This is a genomic window from Paenibacillus baimaensis (assembly GCF_025567575.1).
In genome coordinates, this window is record NZ_JAOQIO010000034.1 from 45,785 (window position 1) to 67,619 (window position 21,835).

General features: G+C 43.8%; 16 protein-coding genes and 1 pseudogene. 13 read left to right on the plus strand and 4 right to left on the minus strand.

The genetic code is table 11. The annotated features are described in order from the left end of the window. Positions 1–11: 11 nt before the first annotated feature. On the minus strand, positions 12–1,130 hold the full coding sequence (locus OB236_RS11300; protein ID WP_408638451.1) for an MFS transporter: 1,119 nt from the start codon (positions 1,128–1,130) through the stop codon (positions 12–14). 211 nt (positions 1,131–1,341) lie between these two features. On the opposite strand from OB236_RS11300, the gene OB236_RS11305 reads away from it, so the two are divergent. The 3 genes from OB236_RS11305 (at position 1,342) to OB236_RS11315 (ending at position 3,662) form a co-directional block, all read left to right on the plus strand. After that, a complete protein-coding gene (locus OB236_RS11305; RefSeq protein ID WP_262684095.1) occupies positions 1,342–1,977 on the plus strand; it encodes a TetR/AcrR family transcriptional regulator in 636 nt (211 codons plus the stop codon). 258 nt (positions 1,978–2,235) lie between these two features. Next, entirely contained in the window at positions 2,236–2,556 is a 321-nt protein-coding gene (locus tag OB236_RS11310) for an ArsR/SmtB family transcription factor (RefSeq protein ID WP_262684096.1), read from the plus strand. A gap of 80 nt (positions 2,557–2,636) precedes the next feature. Then, a complete protein-coding gene (locus OB236_RS11315; protein WP_262684097.1) occupies positions 2,637–3,662 on the plus strand; it encodes an NADP-dependent oxidoreductase in 1,026 nt (341 codons plus the stop codon). 479 nt (positions 3,663–4,141) lie between these two features. Here the strand turns inward: OB236_RS11315 and OB236_RS11320 are convergent. Further along, positions 4,142–4,321, minus strand: a pseudogene (locus OB236_RS11320) (helix-turn-helix domain-containing protein); the annotation flags it as partial. 405 nt (positions 4,322–4,726) lie between these two features. Between OB236_RS11320 and OB236_RS11325 the strand changes: the two are divergent. Further along, positions 4,727–5,758, plus strand: a complete 1,032-nt coding sequence (locus OB236_RS11325; RefSeq protein WP_262684099.1) for a Cfr family 23S rRNA (adenine(2503)-C(8))-methyltransferase — start codon at positions 4,727–4,729, stop codon at positions 5,756–5,758. Positions 5,759–6,011: 253 nt separating this feature from the next. Here the strand turns inward: OB236_RS11325 and OB236_RS11330 are convergent, their stop codons facing one another. Together OB236_RS11330 and OB236_RS11335 are read right to left on the minus strand one after the other, a co-directional pair. Further along, positions 6,012–6,329: a helix-turn-helix transcriptional regulator gene (locus OB236_RS11330; protein ID WP_262684100.1), complete on the minus strand. Its 318-nt coding sequence runs from the start codon at positions 6,327–6,329 to the stop codon at positions 6,012–6,014. Positions 6,330–6,402: 73 nt separating this feature from the next. Then, positions 6,403–6,627 carry a hypothetical protein gene (locus tag OB236_RS11335; protein WP_076234369.1) on the minus strand — a complete coding sequence of 75 codons (225 nt, stop codon included), beginning with the start codon at positions 6,625–6,627 and terminating at the stop codon, positions 6,403–6,405. A 422-nt stretch (positions 6,628–7,049) separates the two neighbouring features. On the opposite strand from OB236_RS11335, the gene OB236_RS11340 reads away from it, so the two are divergent. The 9 genes from OB236_RS11340 (at position 7,050) to OB236_RS11380 (ending at position 21,773) form a co-directional block, all read left to right on the plus strand. After that, positions 7,050–9,305 carry a helix-turn-helix domain-containing protein gene (locus OB236_RS11340; RefSeq protein ID WP_262684101.1) on the plus strand — a complete coding sequence of 752 codons (2,256 nt, stop codon included), beginning with the start codon at positions 7,050–7,052 and terminating at the stop codon, positions 9,303–9,305. Between the two features lie 286 nt (positions 9,306–9,591). Next, positions 9,592–10,497: an ABC transporter permease gene (locus OB236_RS11345; RefSeq protein WP_076234449.1), complete on the plus strand. Its 906-nt coding sequence runs from the start codon at positions 9,592–9,594 to the stop codon at positions 10,495–10,497. Positions 10,498–10,587: 90 nt separating this feature from the next. Next, entirely contained in the window at positions 10,588–11,466 is an 879-nt protein-coding gene (locus OB236_RS11350; RefSeq protein ID WP_262684102.1) for a carbohydrate ABC transporter permease, read from the plus strand. A gap of 69 nt (positions 11,467–11,535) precedes the next feature. Further along, positions 11,536–13,047, plus strand: coding sequence for an extracellular solute-binding protein (locus OB236_RS11355; RefSeq protein WP_262684103.1), 1,512 nt, complete (start codon positions 11,536–11,538; stop codon positions 13,045–13,047). A gap of 248 nt (positions 13,048–13,295) precedes the next feature. Further along, positions 13,296–15,827 (plus strand): glycosyl hydrolase family 95 catalytic domain-containing protein, encoded by a 2,532-nt coding sequence (locus OB236_RS11360; protein WP_262684104.1) that lies wholly within the window; start codon positions 13,296–13,298, stop codon positions 15,825–15,827. A 68-nt stretch (positions 15,828–15,895) separates the two neighbouring features. Continuing rightward, entirely contained in the window at positions 15,896–16,258 is a 363-nt protein-coding gene (locus tag OB236_RS11365; protein WP_262684105.1) for a cupin domain-containing protein, read from the plus strand. A gap of 15 nt (positions 16,259–16,273) precedes the next feature. Further along, a complete protein-coding gene (locus OB236_RS11370; RefSeq protein ID WP_262684106.1) occupies positions 16,274–17,269 on the plus strand; it encodes a Gfo/Idh/MocA family protein in 996 nt (331 codons plus the stop codon). A 73-nt stretch (positions 17,270–17,342) separates the two neighbouring features. Further along, positions 17,343–19,127 carry a glycoside hydrolase family 36 protein gene (locus OB236_RS11375; RefSeq protein WP_262684107.1) on the plus strand — a complete coding sequence of 595 codons (1,785 nt, stop codon included), beginning with the start codon at positions 17,343–17,345 and terminating at the stop codon, positions 19,125–19,127. Positions 19,128–19,466: 339 nt separating this feature from the next. After that, complete coding sequence (locus OB236_RS11380; RefSeq protein ID WP_262684108.1) at positions 19,467–21,773, plus strand: glycoside hydrolase family 95 protein; 2,307 nt, start codon at positions 19,467–19,469, stop codon at positions 21,771–21,773. The last annotated feature ends 62 nt before the right edge of the window (positions 21,774–21,835 follow it).

A 21,835-nucleotide genomic window follows, 5' to 3' on the forward strand; every position in this document is an offset into this window, starting at 1 on the left:
TAGATAAATCTTCATTTCTTTGTAGGAAAGCCGTATCTCTTCGCACTCCACACTATACTTAATGCAACAAGCAATAGAATCAACAAAAATCCTGGAAAAGACTGTGCACCAACAAGCTCCAGCAAGGCACCACCCGCAATGCCTCCACCAGCGATTGCCAGATTCCATACAGTAGTATTGATGGGCATTATGATATCAACACCTTCTTCTCCGCTTGCCGTAGCTTGCGCGGTTTGCAACAGCGTGGCTGCACCACCGAAGGTAAGTCCCCATAACGCAACTGCCGCATAAACTACGGATGCCGATGAGCTACCTATCCACAGTGCAACGGACACAAGCGAAAAGCCGATTAAACTGAGCAGTACCAACAGACGCAGCTTACGGTCTATTAAAAGGCCAACAATCCAGATGGAGACAAGGGCGGCTAATCCAAAAACTAGCAAGACAAGATCGACACGTTCTGAGAGTCCGGAAGACTCCAGAAACGGTGCAATGTACGTATATAAAATATTGTGTGCCAACATCCAGGTAAACACCACCATGAGAATCGGGCGTATCCCTGGCAAAACAAATACCTGACCGACGGTCAATTTTTGATCTGCAGGCTGTCCTGGATAATCCGGCACCTTCCACAGCACCCATACTATTAATATAAGAGTCAAAAAAGACATGAGTCCAAATATGGCTCGCCAACCGATCAGGTCACCGAGCAAGGTACCAATCGGCACTCCAAATGTAAGAGCAATTGGCGTACCTACCATCGCGACAGCCAGAGCACGCCCTTTTAAGGCATCTGGTACCATACGCCGCGCGTATCCGGCAATCATCCCCCATGCTGCGCCAGCAGCCACACCGGCAAAAAATCGAGCTGCAAGTGTCAAAGCATAACTGGTCGACAAGGCGGTAATGGTGTTAAATATCAAGAATACTGCAATAATAGCGAGCAGCAGCGGACGCCGCCTAACCCCGCTTGTAACCATGGCGAAAGGAATTGCCGCTACAAGCGAGCCAATCGCATATAGGGTTACGAGCTGCCCGGCCATCGCTTTTGTAATATCCAGTCCTTTCCCGATTAACGGCAGCAAGCCGGCTGGAATGGTTTCAGTAAGAATACAGATAAATCCTGTCATTGCTAGTGCCAACAATGCAAGCCAGGGGAGCCGAGCAGGGATATTAGCCGATTGGACCACATTTGTGGTTGATGATAATTGAGACAAATTAGTTTCCCCCTTAAGACAAATATAATTATGGATCGGTCATTCCATATATTAAGTTTAATCACACTCTCTTGTCAAGGACTTCTGGATCGATTAGTATAAAATTAATAAAGGAGGTCATCATATGCCGAGAACGGGACGCCCCCGCACATTTAATCGTGATGACGCGGTTGCTACTGCGATGCTTCTGTTTTGGGAACACGGCTTTGAATCCACTTCACTTGCTCAGTTGCGTGCTGTAATGGGGGGGATATCCGCGGCAAGTTTCTACGCGGCGTTCGAATCCAAAGAAGTGCTGTTCCGCGAAGCGGTGGATCAGTATATGTCTACTTATGGGCAGGTTTCGGAAAGTTTCAGAGATAAAAGCATGACATCAAAAGCAGCCATTGAGCAAGGATTACGGCGATCGGCACGAATGCAGACAGAAAGCTCCCACCCTCTGGGCTGTCTGTTGGTTTTGTCCGCTGTAAACTGTTCTCCAGAGCAAAAGCACATCCAAGAGATGTTAGCCAAGGAACGAGAAAAGGTCCGTGGTTGGCTGAAAGATTGTATCGAACGAGCAGTTGCAAATGATGAGTTGCCCGTTTCTACAGATATCTCCATGTTGGTTACCTTATTTGAAACATTTCTTCGAGGAATTTCGCAACAAGCCCGGGACTGTGTTCCATACGTGGCCATTGACGCTGCGATAACTCAACTGATGAGCGTATGGGATGCATTATCTGGGAAGCAAGGTGAGCAAGGGGGGGATCAGGCTTAAAATACCAAAATTCTTAGGGGCCGATAAAATCGAATGTGGCAGCTTTCCTTATAAGGGAGCTGTCTTTTTGAACTTAGAATGTCGTCTGAGGTCACATAAACTCCTGCTTCTTTAACACTAATCGCTAAGATCCTTCGTAAGGACGGCAGATTGGACGAGGCAACTGTGAAATACCTCAAGTTTGTGCTTGATTTTATAAACAAGTTGGTTATAATTACGTTTAAGTATTTAAACGAATAAACGGAAGGGGTAGATTGCATGAGTCAGCAAACCGAGCATATTCTGCAACAATTTAAAGAGTGTATTCCTATACTGGATGTACTGACTGATGAAAACCGTCAAGCTATTATCTTGCTGCTTGCACAGCATAAATCCGGACTTAATGTCAATACTATAGCGGACCAAATCAATTTGTCCAGGCCGGCCATTTCCCATCATTTGAAGGTGTTGAGACAGTCTGGCTTTGTTAATTTTGAAAAAAAGAGCGTAGAAAATTATTATATGCTGACGATCCGCAAACCAATTGAACAACTCAAGGCATTAATTGAGGCTGTTGAAGCCCAATGCACCAAATCTTGACCAGCATAAAAAGAATAGAATTTTTTATGAGTAATATGTTCATATGTTTAAACCAATAATCATAATTTGGAGTGATATGAATGAAGGCGATGATCATTGAGAAATACGGAAAAAATGTTCCCTTGCTTATGACAGAAAGACCCACGCCCGACATCGGAGAATATGATGTGCTGGTAGAAATTTATGCAGCCAGCTTAAATCCTATCGACTTTAAAATAAAAGAAGGAAAAGCCAAGTTTCTACTAAGTTATAAGATGCCCTTAATCTTAGGAAATGATTTTTCTGGAGTAGTAGTTAAGGTAGGCAGCCGGGTGAACGCATTTAAACCCGGAGATGAAGTTTACGGAAGACCCCGCAAAGGCAGGATCGGGACATTAGCCGAATATATTGCTATTCATGAGGAAGATATTTCTCTGAAGCCGCGGAACTTGACCTTTGAAGAAGCGGCATCCATACCATTGGTCGGACTTACCACATACCAAGCCTTTTCCGATATTTTGAATCTTCAAAAAGGCCAAAAAATTTTGATTCACGCAGGATCAGGCGGTGTAGGCACCTTCGCCATCCAACTGGCCAAATTGATGGGAGCTTATGTTGCCACCACAGCAAGCGATAAAGGTTACAATTTGGTCAAATCTCTGGGCGCCGATCTAATCATTAATTATAAAAAACAGAATTTTGAAGAATTGCTTACGGGATATGATGCGGTGTACGATACTTTAGGAGGACAAGTTTTGGAGAAATCTTTCCAGGTACTGAAACCAAACGGGAAAATAGTATCCATCTCAGGCCTTCCAAACGCAAGATTCGGAAAAGAAGCAAAATTAGGTTGGATGAAGACGGCCATTTTGTCCATCGTGAGCCATAAAATCACAGCGCTTGAGAAGAAAAGCGGCACGAGCTATCATTTCCTTTTTATGAAACCAAGCGGAGCGCAATTAAAGGTAATAAAAGAATTTATTGAAGAAGATCGCATTAAGCCCGTTATTGATAAGGAATTCAATTTCAAAGATGCAGGGCTAGCGCTTCAATATCTTGAAAGCGGAAGTGCCAAAGGAAAGGTAGTCATTAAAATAAAGTCTGAATGGGCGGTAATTAACAAATGACTTGATGCCAGGGAGCAGGTGCAGCACGATGAAATTTTTGGATAAATTAGACGAGATATTTGCTAACGATTCTTACGATATAGAAGGGGGCTATCGTTTAGTCATCCAGCCGAAAAGCATAGTGCGTGAATTTAGGACCGTCAAGCATGGATTTCTTTTTATCATTCGTGGAGGAGCTAGATTGGGAAACTTCGTGATAAGGAATTATTCTTAAGCATCATGTATCAAGTTCTGATAGGTTGCAGACATCGAGAGATCTCCAAGTAAAAACGTGATAGAGGAAGCTATTGCATACTTTAACGGACATTATATGAATCCGCTCACACTACACGAGTTAGCTGAGATGCATGCGGTGAACCCCAAATGCTTCTCATATTTCTTTCATAAATATACGGGGTTCCGTCCAATCGATTATGTTATCAATTATCGTATGGAAAGAGCGAGTGAATTACTTCATGCAGGCAATTTCACCATCCGATGGGCTTCCTTCCTCTATTTTTGTGGGCAATGCCCTGTTCTCCTTCCGTTTTAAAATTATTCTTTAGCCGGATGATTTGCCGGACGGAAATCCCCAACGCCATAGCCCCTTCATGGTTGGTCATAAGTCCTTCAATTATTTTTCTCACCACAAATACCTTCTTCAGTTCTTCTTTGCTCAATGTAATTGTCTCCTGTCCCATAGTGACATTATCTCAGAACAGTTACAGGGTGACATTATCACAGAAGAACAACACATACTGCATGATAATCTTGACTGTGGTCAGAATTTATGTTACATTATCATTTGTTTATTTTTAGAAATTCCAATGATAAGGGGGGATAAAGTGATGCTGGAAGTTGTAGATGTTAATGTGAACCTGTCTTTTAAAACGATTGTCGACATGGTTCACAAAATAACTAAGAAGCTACCGGAACTTTATCCTCTTATACAAAGATACACTAAGCGATAACTTCTATAATGCTTAGTATTTCTTTATAGTATAGTTTGGTTAATGTAAAACGCAAAAACGCTCCGGTTGACTGGTGCTTTTTTGCGTTTTTCTCCGTGCTTAAAGGAGAAAACAATGCAACCAAAATCAAAATATGAAAAGATTCAGCATATAATTACGAGCCTGAAACAGCCAGCTTACAGATATCTTCAAATCACAGACGCAATTTTTAAGCAAAGAATCGGTGAATTTGAACATATGACCATGTTACCTAAGTTATTGCGTGACGAATTGATCAATGAACTTGGTAATAATGTATCCAGCGTCACACCGGTATTAGAAAAAAAATCAAATCAGGTCAGCAAGATTCTGTTTGCCATAGCAGGTGATGAGCGTATAGAGGCAGTTAGGTTAAGTTATAAACGTGGGTGGGAATCGTATTGCATATCCTCCCAGTGTGGATGCGGGTTTGGTTGCAGCTTTTGTGCTACAGGTACAATCGGCTTGAAAAGAAATCTTACAATCGATGAAATAACCGACCAACTACTGCACTTTCACTTGAACGGGCATGCCTTGGACAGTGTCTCTTTTATGGGAATGGGGGAGGCGCTTGCAAATCCTCATATATTTGACGCGCTGACGATACTGACTGACCCGCAAATATTTGGCTTAGGCCATCGACGAATTACTGTTTCTACAATCGGTATACTGCCCGGAATATACAGGCTGATTAAGGACTTCCCACAAGTTAACTTGACCTTTTCGCTACATTCACCGTTCGACGCTCAGAGAAGTGAACTGATGCCCATTAATAATCGGTTCCCACTGCATGAAGTAATGAAAGCGTTGGACAGTCACATACAGCATACGGGGAGAAAGGTGTACATCGCTTATATACTGCTTAGGGGGATAAATGATTCAACAGAACATGCGGAAGCTGTTGCTCATTTATTGCGGGGACGGGGATTATGGGAGCATCTCTATCATGTTAACCTGATACCGTACAATTCGACCGATGAGACGCCCCAAAGCTATGGGCAATCCGAACGAAACAGTGTCACAATGTTCGTTCAGATATTAAAGTCAAGGGGAATCAAGGTCACTATCAGAACCCAATTTGGATCAGATATTAATGCAGCTTGTGGTCAGCTATATGGATCAGATTAATCCATCTCCAATCTTGTTATAAACCATTTTAGGATCGCAGGCTGTCTTAACGTAGAAAAACCTGATGTGAGCGGATATTCTTAAAGCAACGTAAGTTGCATAAGGCTGTCTGCTTTTTTTTATCAGATAAAATGATTAACGCTATTTGGCAGCTCCTCTTTTCCATTGAAGTAACAGACAGTATTAGCTGTAGTTTGAATACCGCTGCTGAACAAGGGCTGGCAAGTATGGAGTACACCTAGCGGTCGCTTTGTTATATTAATCGGATTTGATAAAATTCTATTTTATGGTAATCTGAAGGCGCAATGCCCTCCAGTTTCTTGAAACACCGGCTGAAGTAAAACGCGTCGTTAAACCCAACCAGTTCCGAGATCTCACTAATATTTTGATAGCCTTCCTTCATCAGTTCCTTGGACTTATTAATACGAACATTGATCAAATACTCAATAGGCGAGCTTCCAGTAACCTCCTTGAAGATGACCTGTAAATAGGAATGGCTGAGCTGAATGTAATCGGATAAATCCTTAAGCTTTAATTTATCGGCATAATTTTCCAATATGTACGCAGTCACTTTCTCTACCTTCCTTATTTTGTCGTAATTTAGCGTTTGTTTAGACGAGTTCCATAAGAATAGAAGATAGGAATCATCGAGTGAGGTAAATGATTCCAGGTTTGAAATAAATCAAATCCCCTCTGGAAACTCTCCGCTCTTCATTACAGCCAATGACAGCTTCACCATCATACACCAGGATAAAAGAATGTGTGCGCCATACCTGTCTCTGATTTTCCCACGTGGGCGTTACGATTCTGTGTACGACTTGAATAAAATGCGGGATCATATTTTTCAAATCACCTATATCATCATTCATAAACATCACCTTTGTTCTTAGTAGTTAAACCGCTTAGTGAGAGTTCTGTAATTACCTATTTAAACACTCTTGAACGTTAAAGCACTTAAGTCTTTACAAGGCCGTTAAGCTGTCAGACAGTTTTTATTGAATCAGATCATTGTAATATCCGCGGCAGATACGGCATGAAGGCATCTATTTGAAGAGTAAAGGCTCCAAACCGTACAGGACGGTAAATGTTAAATGCAAATGAGTTCTTTCTCTCATAGTCAATAGTGATAACGCGGTTGTGGATTAGCTACTCCTCACCGCGTTTTTCCATGTTAATCGTTGTCGTAACCAAAAAATGAATTCCTATAACTAAAGAAGGAGGATTTTACGCTGACAATCAGGTATGATTGAGGGGTTACAGCCGATACTTCGAAGGGGATAGGAGAATTACAATGAGAAATAAAAGTTACTTTTTAAAATTGCTCTCTTTCAATATCATAATGGTCATTATTTCAGTTTCTTTTCTCGGTTACATAGCCTATTTGAAAACAACAAACTTAATTAATGAGAAAATTAATAAGATCAATTCACAACTTCTCGTTCAAACGCAGCTGCAAGTAGAAAATTCTCTTCAATCTATTGAAAGCGCAATCGTACAATTTTCTCTATCACCGAGCTTTACAAGCATATTGGAAGATGACCTCAAAATAATTAGCTATGATAATTATGTAAAGGTTAGAAATATTATTCAGGATATCAGTTCTTTATATTCGCATGGTTCAATTATAAGCAGCATCGAAATTATTAATTTGGAAAAAGGGTGGGTTTTGCGTAACGGTGGATTGCTTCCGCTTCAAGAGGTTTACGGCTCTGAAGAAATTCGACAGATCCAGCAAACGCCTTCGAGCTCTTCCTGGAACAACGTGAACTCCGACTATTTTCAATATACGCTTAAGGTTCCTTTTTCGTCGTTTAATAAATTCCAGGGAGTCATTCGGGCCAGAATTTCCAGCAGCGGCATCAATAAAGAACTTGTGGCAAGTAAAGACTTGGGTGAGATGACCCTCATTGAAGCCAATGGTAATGTGATCAGAAACTTATCGCAATATAACCTCAATAAAGAAGATATCAATAATGTCATTCGCTTGGTTCAATCCAAAGAAAAAGAGAACCCGCGAGGAGATTTTCTAACCAACATAAAAGGTGTCGAATATTCGTTAATTTTCTTGCAGTCCGCCAAATATAACTGGACTTATTTATCCATGGTATCGACATTAGAGGCAAAACGTAATTCCGGGTTCATCGGATTATTTATTTTTATTACCAGCTTTGTAGTGATTGGTGTGTTTTTCGTGTTTTCATTTCTGGGCACGAGAAAGCTCTATTCACCTATCAAACGATTATATCAATTGGTCGCATTGAATTCCAATGATAAATCCAATCTCCATGTGCAAAGCAATGAAATGGATTTTATAAATACAAGCATCCAAAACTTTTTTCAAGATAGCAACAAATTAAAGGGCCAATTGGATATTCAAACCAACCAGCTAAATGATTTTTTTGCCTTTAAACTGTTTCAAGGAGAAGTAAAGCAGCATGAGGTCGAAAGTAAATTTGGAAACCTTGTGAGTTGGGATCAATATTGTGTGCTGACGGTGCAAATCGATACATTGGATGGCACAGCCTACAGACAGGCGGATAGGGATCTATTGCTTTTTGCCGTCAAAAATATGCTAGGTGAAATCGCGTCACAATTATTGGTGCTGTATCCTGTCATTATCAATAATATTCAAGTGGTTTTGGTTGGGGTTACGCATAAGAACTTAGATGTTTTCAAGGAGGATGTCTATTTACTATCGCGTTCCATTCAGCAAACAGTTAAGCAATATTTGAAGCTTCAAGTCAGTATTGGAATTAGCAATCCCTTTTCCAAGTCGGTGCATGCTTCCATTGCTTACCATGAGGCGGTCGATGCATTAAAGTCAAGGATTACTCATGGGCGTGAAGCGATCTTGTATATGTCTGATTTTGAAGAGGATGAAGCAGCAGCATCGAAATATCCCGCCTTTATCGTAAAGGAAGTCATTGATTCCATTAAATTTAACGACATCGATCAGTCGAAGCGTGCCCTTCACTCTTTTGTAGCGGAAATATACTCGGGACATTATGGATACAAATATTGTTCCATGTTTGTTTTTCTGTTACTGATTGATTTGATTAAGATTTCTCATCACTCGGATGAGATGTTTTTGAAATTATTTAAAGAAAAACCGCTTTTCGACCAACTGGATCAATTGCTGCAACAATCTGCGCATGAGATGGAGCTTTGGATTTATGACAACGTCATTGAACCGATTATAGAAGAAATGTTGGCTCGGAGCGAAACCCAGCAAAGAAATATAACCAAAGCCCTGGTTCAATTCATACATGATGAATACGATTTGGATTTGACGCTTGAAGCTTGTGCATCCCGTCTTCATTACAATCCTAATTATTTGGGACAAATTTTCAAAAAAGAAACGGGCAGCACTTTTAGTGATTATTTATCCCAATACCGTTTGAACATATCTAAAAAATGGTTGTCTGAAACCAATGCTCAAGTGCAGGAAATCGCCGAGAAGCTGAGGTTTAGCAATTCGCAAAATTTTATACGCTATTTTAAAAAGATGGAGGGGATAACACCTAAGCAATATCGGGACAAATTCTGAAGCGCTAACGCATTGTAAAAAAGCACGAAAAACGTTTACTTATCGTGAAAAGTCAACGTTCTGCGTGCTTTTTCGTACGATAATCATTAGCGTAGTGCTCTACGGATTATTGCAAAAGGACGAGGATCTGATGATCAACAGGGATATGCAGAATGGATTATTTACGGGTAGAGCAGCTCTTTGCTATTGTGAATTCAGAAAGCAGAGAGGAGGTTGAAAATTGAAAACACAAACAAACTCAACTTGGAAATCGCAGCTTCGAATCGGTGTCGGGACAAACGGAATCATGAAAATGGCTTTGAAAGAATTAAAGAGGGATCGTTGGTTGTATCTCATGCTGCTTCCGGGAGTGCTTTATTTTTTAGTTTTCAAATATATTCCGATGTGGGGGCTGGTCATAGCCTTTCAAAATTATATGCCCTTTCTCGGAATTATGAAAAGTGAATGGGTAGGCTTTGCTCACTTTCAGTATTTATTTGCCAGCCCCGATTTTTGGATGCTGATGCGGAACACCGTGATCTTGGCCGTTTATAATATTTTCTTTTTCTTCCCATTGCCAATCATTGTTGCGTTGATGCTGAACGAAATCAGGCATGAGTTTTACAAAAGAGTGGTTGTCTCGTTGATTTATGTTCCGCATTTTCTTTCGTGGGTTATTGTCGTGAGCTTTTTTTATAGTTTTTTTTCGATTAAAGACGGCATTATCAATGAGATGATCCAGTCGCTTGGATTCGAAAAAATTCATTTTCTCGATAGCGCTGAGTGGTTTCGGTCTATGGTGACGCTGGAAGTCATTTGGAAAGAAACGGGTTGGGGAACGATCATTTTTATGGCGGCGCTTGCCGGAGTGAATCCTCAGCTTTACGAAGCGGCCAGAATGGATGGCGCTAATCGTTGGAGACAGCTATATCATATTACTTTACCTTCTATTCGTAGTACGATTATCATCCTTCTGATTCTACGGTTAGGATCGTTTTTGGACAATGGTTTTGAACAAATCTTTTTGATGCTCAACGCATTGAACCGTGAAGTTGGTGAAGTGTTCGACACCTATGTGTATTTGGTCGGGATCCAAGGTGGCCAATTCAGTTTCAGCACCGCAGTCGGCATGTTTAAGGCGGTAGTCGGACTCGTTCTGGTATTGATAACGAATCGCTTGGCCAAGAAGTTTGGCGAGGAAGGAATTTATTAGAGTGTGTTCAAACGTTAGACCGCTGCTAAGTAGAGGGGCCTCCGCTCCCACTTTTGAACACGCTTTATCATTAGGAAAGGAGAGAGTGCGATGTACTTATATCGGTCATGGGGCAGCAGGTTGTTCGACAGCATCAATTATATTCTTTTGTTTGTTCTGGCTTTCGTAACGGTCATTCCATTTCTTCTCAACGTCACCGGCTCGTTCGCCTCGCCGGAAGAAGCGCTCAAGAAAAGCTTCATTCTCATACCGGAGCGATTTTCATTAGAGGCTTACCATTATGTTTTCAGTTCAAATGTCATTCCCCATTCATTATTGATCACGGTTTTTATTACCGTTGTAGGAACGGCCATCAATATCATTTTTACTTCATTGATGGCATTCCCGCTCGCCAATAAACGCTTGCGTGTGCGTCAACCGGTTTTATTGTTGGTTATCTTTTCCATGTTATTTAGCGGAGGTATGATTCCTACTTATTTGGTTATCAAAAGTCTGGGGTTGTTGAATACTTACGGATCTTTGATGATACCGGGAGCCATTAGCGCATTTTATCTGATTATTTTGAAAAACTTTTTTATGCAGCTGCCCGATGAATTGGAGGATTCGGCCCGAATAGACGGCTGCAATGATTTGCACGTTCTTTTTCGAATCGTCATTCCGTTGTCCATGCCGGCTATCGCGACATTAACACTCTTTTATGCGGTCGGTCATTGGAATGCATTTTTTAATGCCTTGCTGTACATCAATGATTCGGCTAAATTTCCGATACAGGTATGGCTTCGTCAAATCGTCATTTTGTCGCAAACGGGCATAGGCGATTCCGCCAATTCATTCGAGGGAGCGATTCCGCCTGGAAAAACGATTCAGATGAGTGTGACCGTTGTTTCAACCGTTCCTATCTTAATCGTTTATCCTTTCTTGCAAAGACATTTTGCCAAAGGCGTGCTCCTCGGGTCCGTCAAAGAATGAGTGGGTAAGCTCTGTAAGTTGTATATTGAAAAGAGCACTATTAAACTTAGAATGGAGGGTTTGATACTTATGAGAAGACAAATGTTCAAAAAATTTGTAACTGCAGCTACACTTTCGACGTTATTCACCTCCGCCCTGGTCGGTTGCAGCGGCAGTAACGATCAGACTACAGTGGGGAAATCGGAACCATCAGGAACAGCACCATTTAAAATGACGATGATGAGTCAATACGAAAGCGCGGAACCGCCAACAGCAGATAATCCCGTTGTACGTCATATCGAAGAGGTAACGAATACGAAATTGAATATTACTTGGGTTCTTAATTCCAATTACACGGACAAATTGAATGTAACGATGGCTTCCGGTGATTTGCCGCAGGCTCTCTTGGTCGTAAACACCCAGGATACCGTCATCGTAAATGCCGCACAAAACGGATTCTTTTGGGATGTCGAGCCCTACCTGAAGGACTACCCCAATTTGAGCAAATTAGACAAGGATACTTTGAACAATACCAGAATCAACGGAAAAATATACGGGATTTACAGAGGGCGGTACGCGGAAAGAATTGTACTTTTTTTCCGGCAGGATTGGTTGAATAATGTAGGAATCAAGGAAGCACCGAAAACTGTCGATGACTATTATAAGGTTTTAAAAGCGTTTACGTATAACGATCCGGACAAAGATGGGAAACAGAACACCTGGGGAATTACGGAAAACAAAGATTTGGGAACCTATACCTTCCCTCTCTTGTTCGGTGCACCGAATAACTGGGGGTACATTAATAACGAAGTCGTTCCCGATTTCAGCACGAAAGAATATATGGATTATTTGAAATTCATGAAGAAGCTGTACGATGAAAAGATTTTGAACCAGGACTTCGCAACGGTACCCGGACAAAAAGTATCGGACGATTGGAATCAAGGGAAAATCGGCATAAGAGGGAATATCGCTGAAAATTATCGCGGCGAATCTTTCTCATACCTCGGTAAAACCCTTCCTGGTGCTGACGTACACATTATCCCGGCGCTCGTATCGACAACAGGACAAAAACGGGTTCAGAAAAGCAGTGGCTTCTTAGGCATGTATATGTTTCCTAAATCAAGCGTCAAGACGGAAGCTGATCTGAAGCAAGTCCTAAGCTTCTTCGATAAGATGGCTGATGATAAGCTGGTCAAAAACGTCATGATGGGAGTTGAAGGGGTTCATTACAAAGAGGAAAACGGTATTCCGAAGATTGTAGACGATCCCAAATACAACAAAGAAGTGGTGCCGGTCGTTCATTTAGCTTCCCGCTTGCAATTCATTAATAACGGCGCACCATTGGCCAAAGAAGCGGAAGATGCAATGAAGGAAATCAAGCAGTACGGAGTTCCAAACGTAACGGATGGCATCATTCTCAGCGACGACAGTAAGAAAAAGTTATCTACGAACAAAAAAATTATTGATGACGCCAAAATCAAGTTCATTATGGGAGTGATCGACGAGGCTGGTTTCAATAAGGATCTTGACAGATGGAAGCAAGCTGGAGGTAACGACGTGATTAAGGAATATACGGAATTGTATAAGAAATTTAAAAAGTAATAATATTGCAAGTTCAAAAAGTCGTCATTTCAGCACCGAGAAGGTTGCAAGAAGGTGAAGAAGGAGGAGCGGAGTTACAAGCTTTCCGTAGGAAAGCTGCTTCGGAAGCATATGCTTTAGGCAGTTTCTAAATGAGCACCGGACTTCAAGCCTGAATGCAAGATTCGATGCCGAATATGCTTATTGTAAGACTTCGTGATCAAATGGGGACTTTTTGAACTACCTCTAATAGGGAGAGTGACTTCATAATGAATTATCGGGAACATGTTTCGCGGGGGGACCTGCACTACGAACATACCGTTAAAAGAAGCGAAGGGGGTCTGCCAATCGGGAACGGAAGAATGGGTACTCTTATATGGACTTCGCCATCCGCCGTTAAATTCCAAGTGAATCGTGTCGATGTCTATGCTAATGACCGTTCCACGAACAGTTTTAATCAACGGCATTTGGATTATGGTTATGCATGCGGATTTGTAGATATTGATTTTGTTGATTACGGTGAGGATGTCTTTGAAGACGGTACGATCCGGCAGCATCTAAGCCTTTATGACGCATTGGTAGCTATCGGGGGAAGTGAAGTGAATCTTGAAGCATTTGCCTATGACCATAGCGATGTGTTTGCTGTAAGCGTGCACGACGAAAGGGAAAACCCGCAGGGGATCAACATCAAACTGAAGATGCTCAGGCCGGCGGAAGTTGTGACAAAAAGCCATTCGGCCATCTCCAAGCTAAGTATGCATAAGGATATGATGATCTTAAAGCAGGAATTCAGGGAGGGAGATTATTATTGCGCTTCGGCCGTTGCCATTGGGATAAAAGGTCGTGACGGAGTCATCCGGATGAACGATGAGTTCGGCGGCAGGTCACCCGTAGGTGATTTCAGGGTAAGTAAAGTGCTGGGGCAGCCCAATGAAACGGAGATGCGTCTATGTGTTAAACCCGGATCGGGAAGCTTTGACATATTTATCGCCAGCGCCGCGACTTTTGACGAGAATGTAGATATTGCAGATCAGGCTATAAGTCAAATTGAATCCGCCAGAAATGCGGGCTATGAGAATATGCTGACTGAGCATAAGGAATGGTGGAACGAGTTTTGGCACAAGTCGTACATTCGCTTAAGCAGCGAAGATGGGAAGGCGGAGTTTCTCGAAAAGCATTATACGTATTATGTGTATCTTATGGCTTCGAATTCCAGGGGTGGCCAGTATCCTCCCAATTTTGGCGGCATGCTCCTTAGTCCTCGCGGGGATTTCAGGCATTGGGGAGCGATGCAGTGGTGGAGCAACCTGAGACTTTACTATAACGCTGTCCTCGCGACGGGCCATTATGAGCTCATGCAGCCGTATTTCAGCATGTATACCGGGATGTACGATTCCTGCGCAATAGCGGCCGAACAGCAATGGGGGAGCAAGGGTATCTACATCCCTGAAACGGTATGGTTTAACGGTGTGGATGAACTACCGGAAGATATCGCTACAGAGATGAGAGAACTCTATTTGCTACGGAAGCCTTGGGAGGAAAGATCTGAACGGTTTAAACAATACGCGCATAATAAGCATCCGCATGAAAGCAGATGGAATTGGAAGGGTCATGAATCATGGGTCGACGGCAACTTGGTTTATACGGATAAAAGCTGGGGCCCCTTCGGCTCAACATCTCATATGTTCGCTAATATTGCCGGCATCGCTTATCACTATTGGAACTATTACGAGTATACAAAGGACTTGGCCTGGCTAAGAGACAGAGCGTATCCGATGATCAAAGGGGCCGTCGAGTTCATGCGGAATTATCCCCATCTACGAAAAGACAATGACGGCAAATATCATATGTACAACACGATCAGTGGAGAAAAATATATCGGCGGCAAGGATACAATCCAGAGCACGGCAGCATTGCACGGCATTATGCCTGTTATGCTGAAAGCTGCCGAAGTGTTAGATATGGATCCAGAGATGAGGCCGGTATGGGAAGAGTTTTATAGTAATCTGGCCCCCCTTCCTAAGAGCGATCACCCGGAGGCTGTTTTCAAGACGAAAGATGATGAGCCTGCTGTATGGGTGGGTGCAATAGGTGACGTACTCGATAATAGAAGCGACATTGCTACGGATCCCATGCGGTATTTGAACCTTTGTTCCTTGGAAACGGCGTATGACAATCCGGAATGGTTTGAGACCGGCAAATCGACTTTAAAATACCAGGAGGCTCTCTTGGGAGAGGATTGGGGTAAGGCTGCGACAGAAATGTCATCTGTTGCCTCGATGTTGGCGGGTATGGGGCTTGCAGAGGAGTTTAAACAAGCAGTATTGGCACAGCTGGAATGCATCAATGCGGACAGAGAATACTGCTATTATGCAGATACCGGCAGAGTCAAATTTTACGATAACCGGTTGACCGTTCGGGAAGGAGTCAATGCCATCAGTGCGCAGAGGATCGGCAATTCGGCTAATGGTCTGCAATATGCGCTCTGTCAGAGCCAGCCGGCAGGACCCGGCAAAGAGTCGGTCATCAACGTTTTCCCGGCATGCCCGAAAGATTGGGACGCTGAATTTTCCCTTTGGTGCCATGGCGGCTTTAAGGTAACATCCGAAATCTGTAAAGGAGTTATCGAGTTCGTGAAGATCGAGTCCACACTAGGCGGCAAATGCCGGCTGAGAAACCCTTGGGGCGAACGTGAACTTGTTGTACATCAAGGAGATCATGTGCAGATGGTCTCGAAGGCTTCATTGCTGGAATTTGAAACAGATAAAGGAACTACTTATACCGTTGCAATATCACCCTGAAGATGTGAAACGGCTGCAGTGTGATCGATTCAATAAATCCATTAAATAACCATTAGGAGTGATATTCAGTGAAACAATTTCGTTTAAACCAACTAGCCGACGTTACAGAAGGACATATATTGAAGGATATTATGCCGGGGGATTACATCTCTTACGGCGGACTTGCCTTCGAGAAGCCGGGCGCACGCGCTCATACGAACGACGGTCCGGGAGGCATCGACTATCATGTGCATGAGGATTGCGAAGCTTTCCTGATCCTGCAAGGAAAGGGCGTGGTTGAAATCAATAAAGAGCACTTTTACCCAGTAAAGACGGGAGATGTCGTCATTATTGAGCCAGGAGAGGATCATCATCTTACTTCAAGCGTGGAAGATCCCATTGTCGTCGTTTGGTGCCATGCCGGACCGTCCCGAAACAAAAATCAAATATAAAGAAGCGAAGAGAGGATGAGCACTATGAAGGCGGTTCTGGTCGGTTTAGGAAATTTCGGTTCAGGGTGGTACAAGAGATTAAGACATCATGTGGGCGTGCAGGCGGTATGCGTTGTTGAAGCAAACGTTCAGCTGCGGGAAACGATCGATCCGGAAACCCCGTTCTATTCGTCTTTGGAGAATGCGATCATCAGCGAGCGCCCCGATTTCGTCATTAATGTTACGCCTCCTCACATTCACACAGTGATTAACGGGATCGCGTTCGCGCATGGCCTGCCTGTGCTCTGCGAGAAGCCGATTTCGAACGATATTATGGATGCACAATATATTGTCGGCCAGGCCGAGTTGAAAAACATCCCGTTCATGATTTCCGAGAACTACCGATTCTTCGCCCCGGTGCTGAAGGCGAAGGAGCTTTTAGACAGCGGCGTCATCGGACATTTGTCATCGGTACACATCGAATTCGACCGTTATCATGTCGTACCCGTTCCTTATTTCGGTCAGCTGGCAAACGGACTGCTGGAAGATGTCACGATTCATCATTTCGATATGATCCGTTATTTTACCGGTCAGGAAGCAATGAAAGTGTTCGCCATGAACAGCAATCCGCCCGGAAGCTGGACGGAGACGACGACGATCCACCTTAGCGCTTGGATGGAGCTTGACGGAGGGACGGTCGTGGATTATCACGGCAACATGATGGCCAAAGGAAAACTGACCGAATGGTATGGAGATTGGCGTTTCGAAGGCGCGGAAGGCGCGATTGTGATAACGAGCAACCGAGTGCAGCTGATGAAGGAAGGAAAGGCCGATGAAGTGTACACCTTCGACGGGGTCGGAAACACGTTGTCGATCGATGAATTTCTCGCTGCTTTGAAAGAGAAGCGTGAGCCAAGACCAAACGGAAGAGATTATTTGAAGTCACAAAGTTTGGTGCATGCTGCAGCCGTATCGTCGAGAATGGGCAAAATGCTTTCCGTGGAAGAGGCACTGGGAGAGGTGTATGCTTAACTTTGTAGATCAGACTGAAGGCTAAAGGCTATATTCGAAGGTTGTGAAATCAATGGAATGAAAGAGGCTCAATATGCTAAATTTGGACGATATGAAAAAAAACAAATCCAGTGTCAGACTTTCCGACTGCACAACAGCTGCTGACCGTGATGTCACTGTAGAGAAAGCATGGGTGAATAATTTTTTAAGCGCTAAAGTTGTCAATCAGTCCGATCATTCACTGCGGATTAGAGAGGTAGTACTATTTTCTGGGGATATGCCGCTCGCCCCCGATACTCCATTTTACGGTGAGGGCTTCCAAATGCTAACTCAATACGGAGGGACGCTTTCTTCCCCCTATGTGATCGGGGCTTACGGAAAAGATCGGGACTTCTTCCGAGTTCCCGAAACTCCGTTTCATGAGAACTTATGGACGGTATACAATCTATTGGCATTGTCTCCCCAACATGAAGGGCACCTGCTGATGGCCTTTACTTCATGCAATCGCTTTTCCGGCGAGTTTCGATTCAGAGATTCCTATATAGAAGTGATTATGGATACAGAAGATTTAGAGCTTGGGCCTGGCCAGTCATGGGAATTGGAACAATTCATGTTTACTTCTGGAGCGAATCGCGATCTGCTCTTTCAAGAATTGGCTGAATGCCTCAATCGGAACCACCCGCGTATGCTTTATCCTGAGATCCCTACGGGATGGTGTTCCTATTATTGTCTTCGTCCAATAACTGCAGAGGGACTTTACGAGAATGCGCGCGGTATGGTTGGGCGAATACCTGAACTGAAACGGATTCAAATTGATGGAGGCTATGCAGCAGCCGACGGCGACTTTTTAATTCCGAGTGTCACGCTTGGAGCAGACGTCAAAACGATTAGTGAAGGTATCCGGGCAACCGGGATCGAAGCTGCCGGCTATATATCTCCTTTTATTGTAGAACCGGGGTCGAAGCTGATGCTTGAGCATCCGGATTGGATGGTTCAAGATCAGGAAGGCAAACCGTTCAATGGAATCGGTCAGAAAAAGAAGCTGCCTGAAAAGCAATGGTATATGCTGGACGGAACGCATCCTGAAGCCCAAAACTATTTGAGATCAGCTGTCAGGGTTATGCATGATGAATGGGGCTGGCGGTATTTTAAGCTGGATTTTCTGCAATACGGTGCCTTGCCAGGATGCCGTTACGACAAACAAGCAACAAGAATCGAAGCATTTCGCAGTGGCATGAAGGCGATTATCAATGAAGTCGGCCACGACAGCTTTATTCTTGGGTGCAATGCTCCTTTCTGGCCGCTACTTGGATTAGTTCACGGGAACCGGGTGACCAATGATATTGCAAGGGACTGGAAACATGTCAGTGGCAATGCGAAGGAGCTGTTTCCCCGTAACTGGCAAAACGACACCTTGTGGTATAACGACCCGGATGTCATAGTCCTCGAAAGAGTAACGTTGTATAACCAGACTATCAGTGGTGAAGTCATTGAGAAGAAATCGGATATTTCAGATCAAGAGTTCGAATTTCATAAAGCCTTTGTCCTGGCATCCGGAGGGATGATCCTAAGCGGAGACTTAATTCCAGCTCTGTCTGAAAAAAATATTCAGGTATTGAAGAAGCTGTTGCCTCCAACCGGTAAAGCTGCCCAATTTGACGATGATACTTATACGATTGGACGAATAAAATTGGAGGATCGTTCTCTCATTTGTGTCTTCAATTTTGGCGATCAGCCTAAAGATATCGAGATCAGCCTGGATGGAAGCTATCGGCTTTACGATTTTTGGACGGATGAGGAAGTCGGGTACTACACCAATACGATGAAACTTAACAGCTTGGAGCCTCATTGTGCCAAAGTATTTTATTATGAGGAATAAGGGAATTACAAATCGTACCTAGTATACAGAGCCTATAGATAGACCCAAAAGACGATTCTTCATTCAGAAATTGAATAAGAATCGTCTTTTTCAGAGGGATGGGAATAATGAGTCCGGCGTCAATAAAAGTTTTTGTGGGTTCGTTGAATAAAAATATCTTATTTTTGTGCAAATACAGAGCAGTATTGGTCATTTATCTTCGATTTCCTTCTACTTATAATAGACTGATGTGTAGTTGAAAGAGTCATCGTAATGGTACTGATATGATTTCCCATTTAAGTTAAAGGATCAGTGCATGGAAACGATACGAATTGATATGAATATTGAGGGAGAACTATTATGCAGTCAAACCTACAAAAGCAGGAAACGAAGCTGTATTACCGCAAACCAGCCAAACGCTGGCTTCAAGCACTACCGCTTGGCAATGGGCGGATCGGGGCTATGGTTCATGGTGAAATCAATCGAGAAGTGATTCAACTTAATGAGGATACCGTTTGGACGAGAGGACCGAAAAACCGTAACAATTCAGATTCTTATCAAACAGCTGGTGAAATTCGGCGTCTTCTGACAGAGGGGCAGATTGAGGAAGCACATGATTTGGCGGATATGGGAATGATGGGCGTTTCGCGACGCCAGCCGCCTTATCAAACGTTGGGTGAGCTCAATTTGTTTTTCACGGGACATAAGGAGAGTGAAGTGTCTGACTATTACCGGGAACTGGACTTGGAAACTGGCATTGCCAAAGTAAGTTATCGTATCCGTGATGTCGTTTATACCAGAGAGGTGTTTTCCAGCGCGGCGGATCAGGTGTTGGTCGTGCGTTTGACAGCGGATCAGCCGAATCAAATCCAGTGTGGTGTTAATTTATTCCGCAAATTTGATGCTCTTACCGAAACCGAAGGTTCGGATACCGTCTGTTTGGACGGCCAGTGCGGGGTATGGGGAACACGATTTCACGTAAAGTTGAAAGCGGTTCTTGAGGGAGGAAGCAGCAGGACACTTGGAGACCACATTTATATGGAAGGTGCCGATGCCGTCACTTTAGTTCTGGCGGTGTCTACTGATTTCCGGCATAAAGCATATCGGGAACGCTGCGTGGAGGAGCTGCAGAATGCCTGTGGCATATCATTCAGTCGTTTACGGGAACGGCATATCGCAGAGCATCGTCAATGGTTTGACAGGATGGAGCTGTCGCTTTCCAACAACGAGAGTAACAATCTGAATAGCCTTGCGACAGATGAACGTCTCGCCCAGGTCAAAAACGGTGAGGAAGATCTCGGGTTAGTGACGCTGTATTTTCATTATGGTCGCTATCTGCTGATCAGCAGCAGCCGACCGGGGACAATTCCAGCTAATCTGCAAGGGATTTGGAACGATAGTTATGTCCCTTCATGGGATTCTAAATATACGATTAACATTAACATCCAGATGAATTACTGGCCGGCTGAAATATGTAACCTGTCGGAGCTGCATTTTCCGTTGTTCGATCATTTGGATGCGATGCTTCCTAACGGTCGTGAAACGGCACGGGTACAGTACAATGCGCGCGGTTTTATGTGTCATCACAATACAGACCTTTGGGGAGATACGGCGCCAACCGATTTCGCTCGGGCTGGCTTATGGCAGATGGGGGCCGCATGGTTGTGCTATCATTTATGGGAGCATTATGCCTTTAGTCTGGACAAGGAATTTTTGACCGCACGTGCATATCCGTTAATGAAGGAAGCGGCTATTTTTATTTTGGACTTTATGATCGAGGATGAACAAGGGAATCGCCACATCGGCCCAACCCTATCTCCCGAAAACTCATACCGGCTTCCGAATGGGCAGATGGGGCGGATTTGTATGGACCCGGCCATGGATATCCAGATTGCCAAAGGGCTTTTTGAACGGTGTATCGAAGCCAGCAGCATTTTACAGACAGATGAAGACCTGCGAAGTCAATGGAAGGATGCCTGCGGTCTATTGCCCGAACCGAAGATTGGGCAATACGGACAGTTGCAAGAATGGGACGAGGATTATGAGGAGGTCGATCCGGGCCATCGCCACCTTTCCCATCTTTTCGGGATTTACCCAGATCACCAGCTTCTGCGCGAGGAAAGATGGTCAAGCGCGGCAAGAGTTGCATTAGAGCGCCGTTTGGAATACGGCGGTGGCGGAACTGGCTGGAGCCTGGCTTGGATTATAAGCTTGTGGGCGCGGTTTGGGGAAGGTGACCGAGCCAACGAGATGATCACGAAGCTGCTGCGAGTAAGTACTGCTGATAATATGCTTGATCTCCATCCACCGCTTATTTTCCAAATAGACGGAAACATGGGGGCAACTGCCGGTATTGCGGAAATGCTGCTTCAATCTCATGAAGGAGTCCTTCGGCTTCTTCCAGCGCTGCCAACCTCATGGACTGACGGTCATGTTAAAGGACTTTGCGCACGGGGAGGATACGAGGTTTCGATCCGTTGGCAGCATAATCATCTGGAGCTTGCAAATATTCTTTCTCTTGCAGGAGGCATCTGTACCGTCCAAACACCGCTGCAGATTGAGATTACTCATGACGGACAGCCGGTTGCAGTAAGCAAGCGGTCATCCGGAGAAACCGAGTTTGCAACCGTGAAAGACGCAAGCTATGAAATTCGGGTTGTATCTTAATTTAATTAAGTCGTATTCACGATCGTTATAACCTACAAAGCTATACGTAAGACCAATCCCAG

Bases quoted from the DNA above. Each gene is read 5' to 3' on its own strand.
- OB236_RS11380 (WP_262684108.1), top strand. From the start codon at position 19,467: ATGCAGTCAAACCTACAAAAGCAGGAAACGAAGCTGTATTACCGCAAA.
- OB236_RS11375 (WP_262684107.1), top strand. From the start codon at position 17,343: ATGCTAAATTTGGACGATATGAAAAAAAACAAATCCAGTGTCAGACTT.
- OB236_RS11360 (WP_262684104.1), top strand. From the start codon at position 13,296: ATGAATTATCGGGAACATGTTTCGCGGGGGGACCTGCACTACGAACAT.
- OB236_RS11300 (WP_408638451.1), bottom strand. From the start codon at position 1,130: ATGACAGGATTTATCTGTATTCTTACTGAAACCATTCCAGCCGGCTTG.
- OB236_RS11315 (WP_262684097.1), top strand. From the start codon at position 2,637: ATGAAGGCGATGATCATTGAGAAATACGGAAAAAATGTTCCCTTGCTT.
- OB236_RS11335 (WP_076234369.1), bottom strand. From the start codon at position 6,627: ATGAATGATGATATAGGTGATTTGAAAAATATGATCCCGCATTTTATT.
- OB236_RS11310 (WP_262684096.1), top strand. From the start codon at position 2,236: ATGAGTCAGCAAACCGAGCATATTCTGCAACAATTTAAAGAGTGTATT.
- OB236_RS11370 (WP_262684106.1), top strand. From the start codon at position 16,274: ATGAGCACTATGAAGGCGGTTCTGGTCGGTTTAGGAAATTTCGGTTCA.
- OB236_RS11305 (WP_262684095.1), top strand. From the start codon at position 1,342: ATGCCGAGAACGGGACGCCCCCGCACATTTAATCGTGATGACGCGGTT.
- OB236_RS11325 (WP_262684099.1), top strand. From the start codon at position 4,727: ATGCAACCAAAATCAAAATATGAAAAGATTCAGCATATAATTACGAGC.
- OB236_RS11355 (WP_262684103.1), top strand. From the start codon at position 11,536: ATGAGAAGACAAATGTTCAAAAAATTTGTAACTGCAGCTACACTTTCG.
- OB236_RS11345 (WP_076234449.1), top strand. From the start codon at position 9,592: ATGAAAATGGCTTTGAAAGAATTAAAGAGGGATCGTTGGTTGTATCTC.
- OB236_RS11350 (WP_262684102.1), top strand. From the start codon at position 10,588: ATGTACTTATATCGGTCATGGGGCAGCAGGTTGTTCGACAGCATCAAT.
- OB236_RS11340 (WP_262684101.1), top strand. From the start codon at position 7,050: ATGAGAAATAAAAGTTACTTTTTAAAATTGCTCTCTTTCAATATCATA.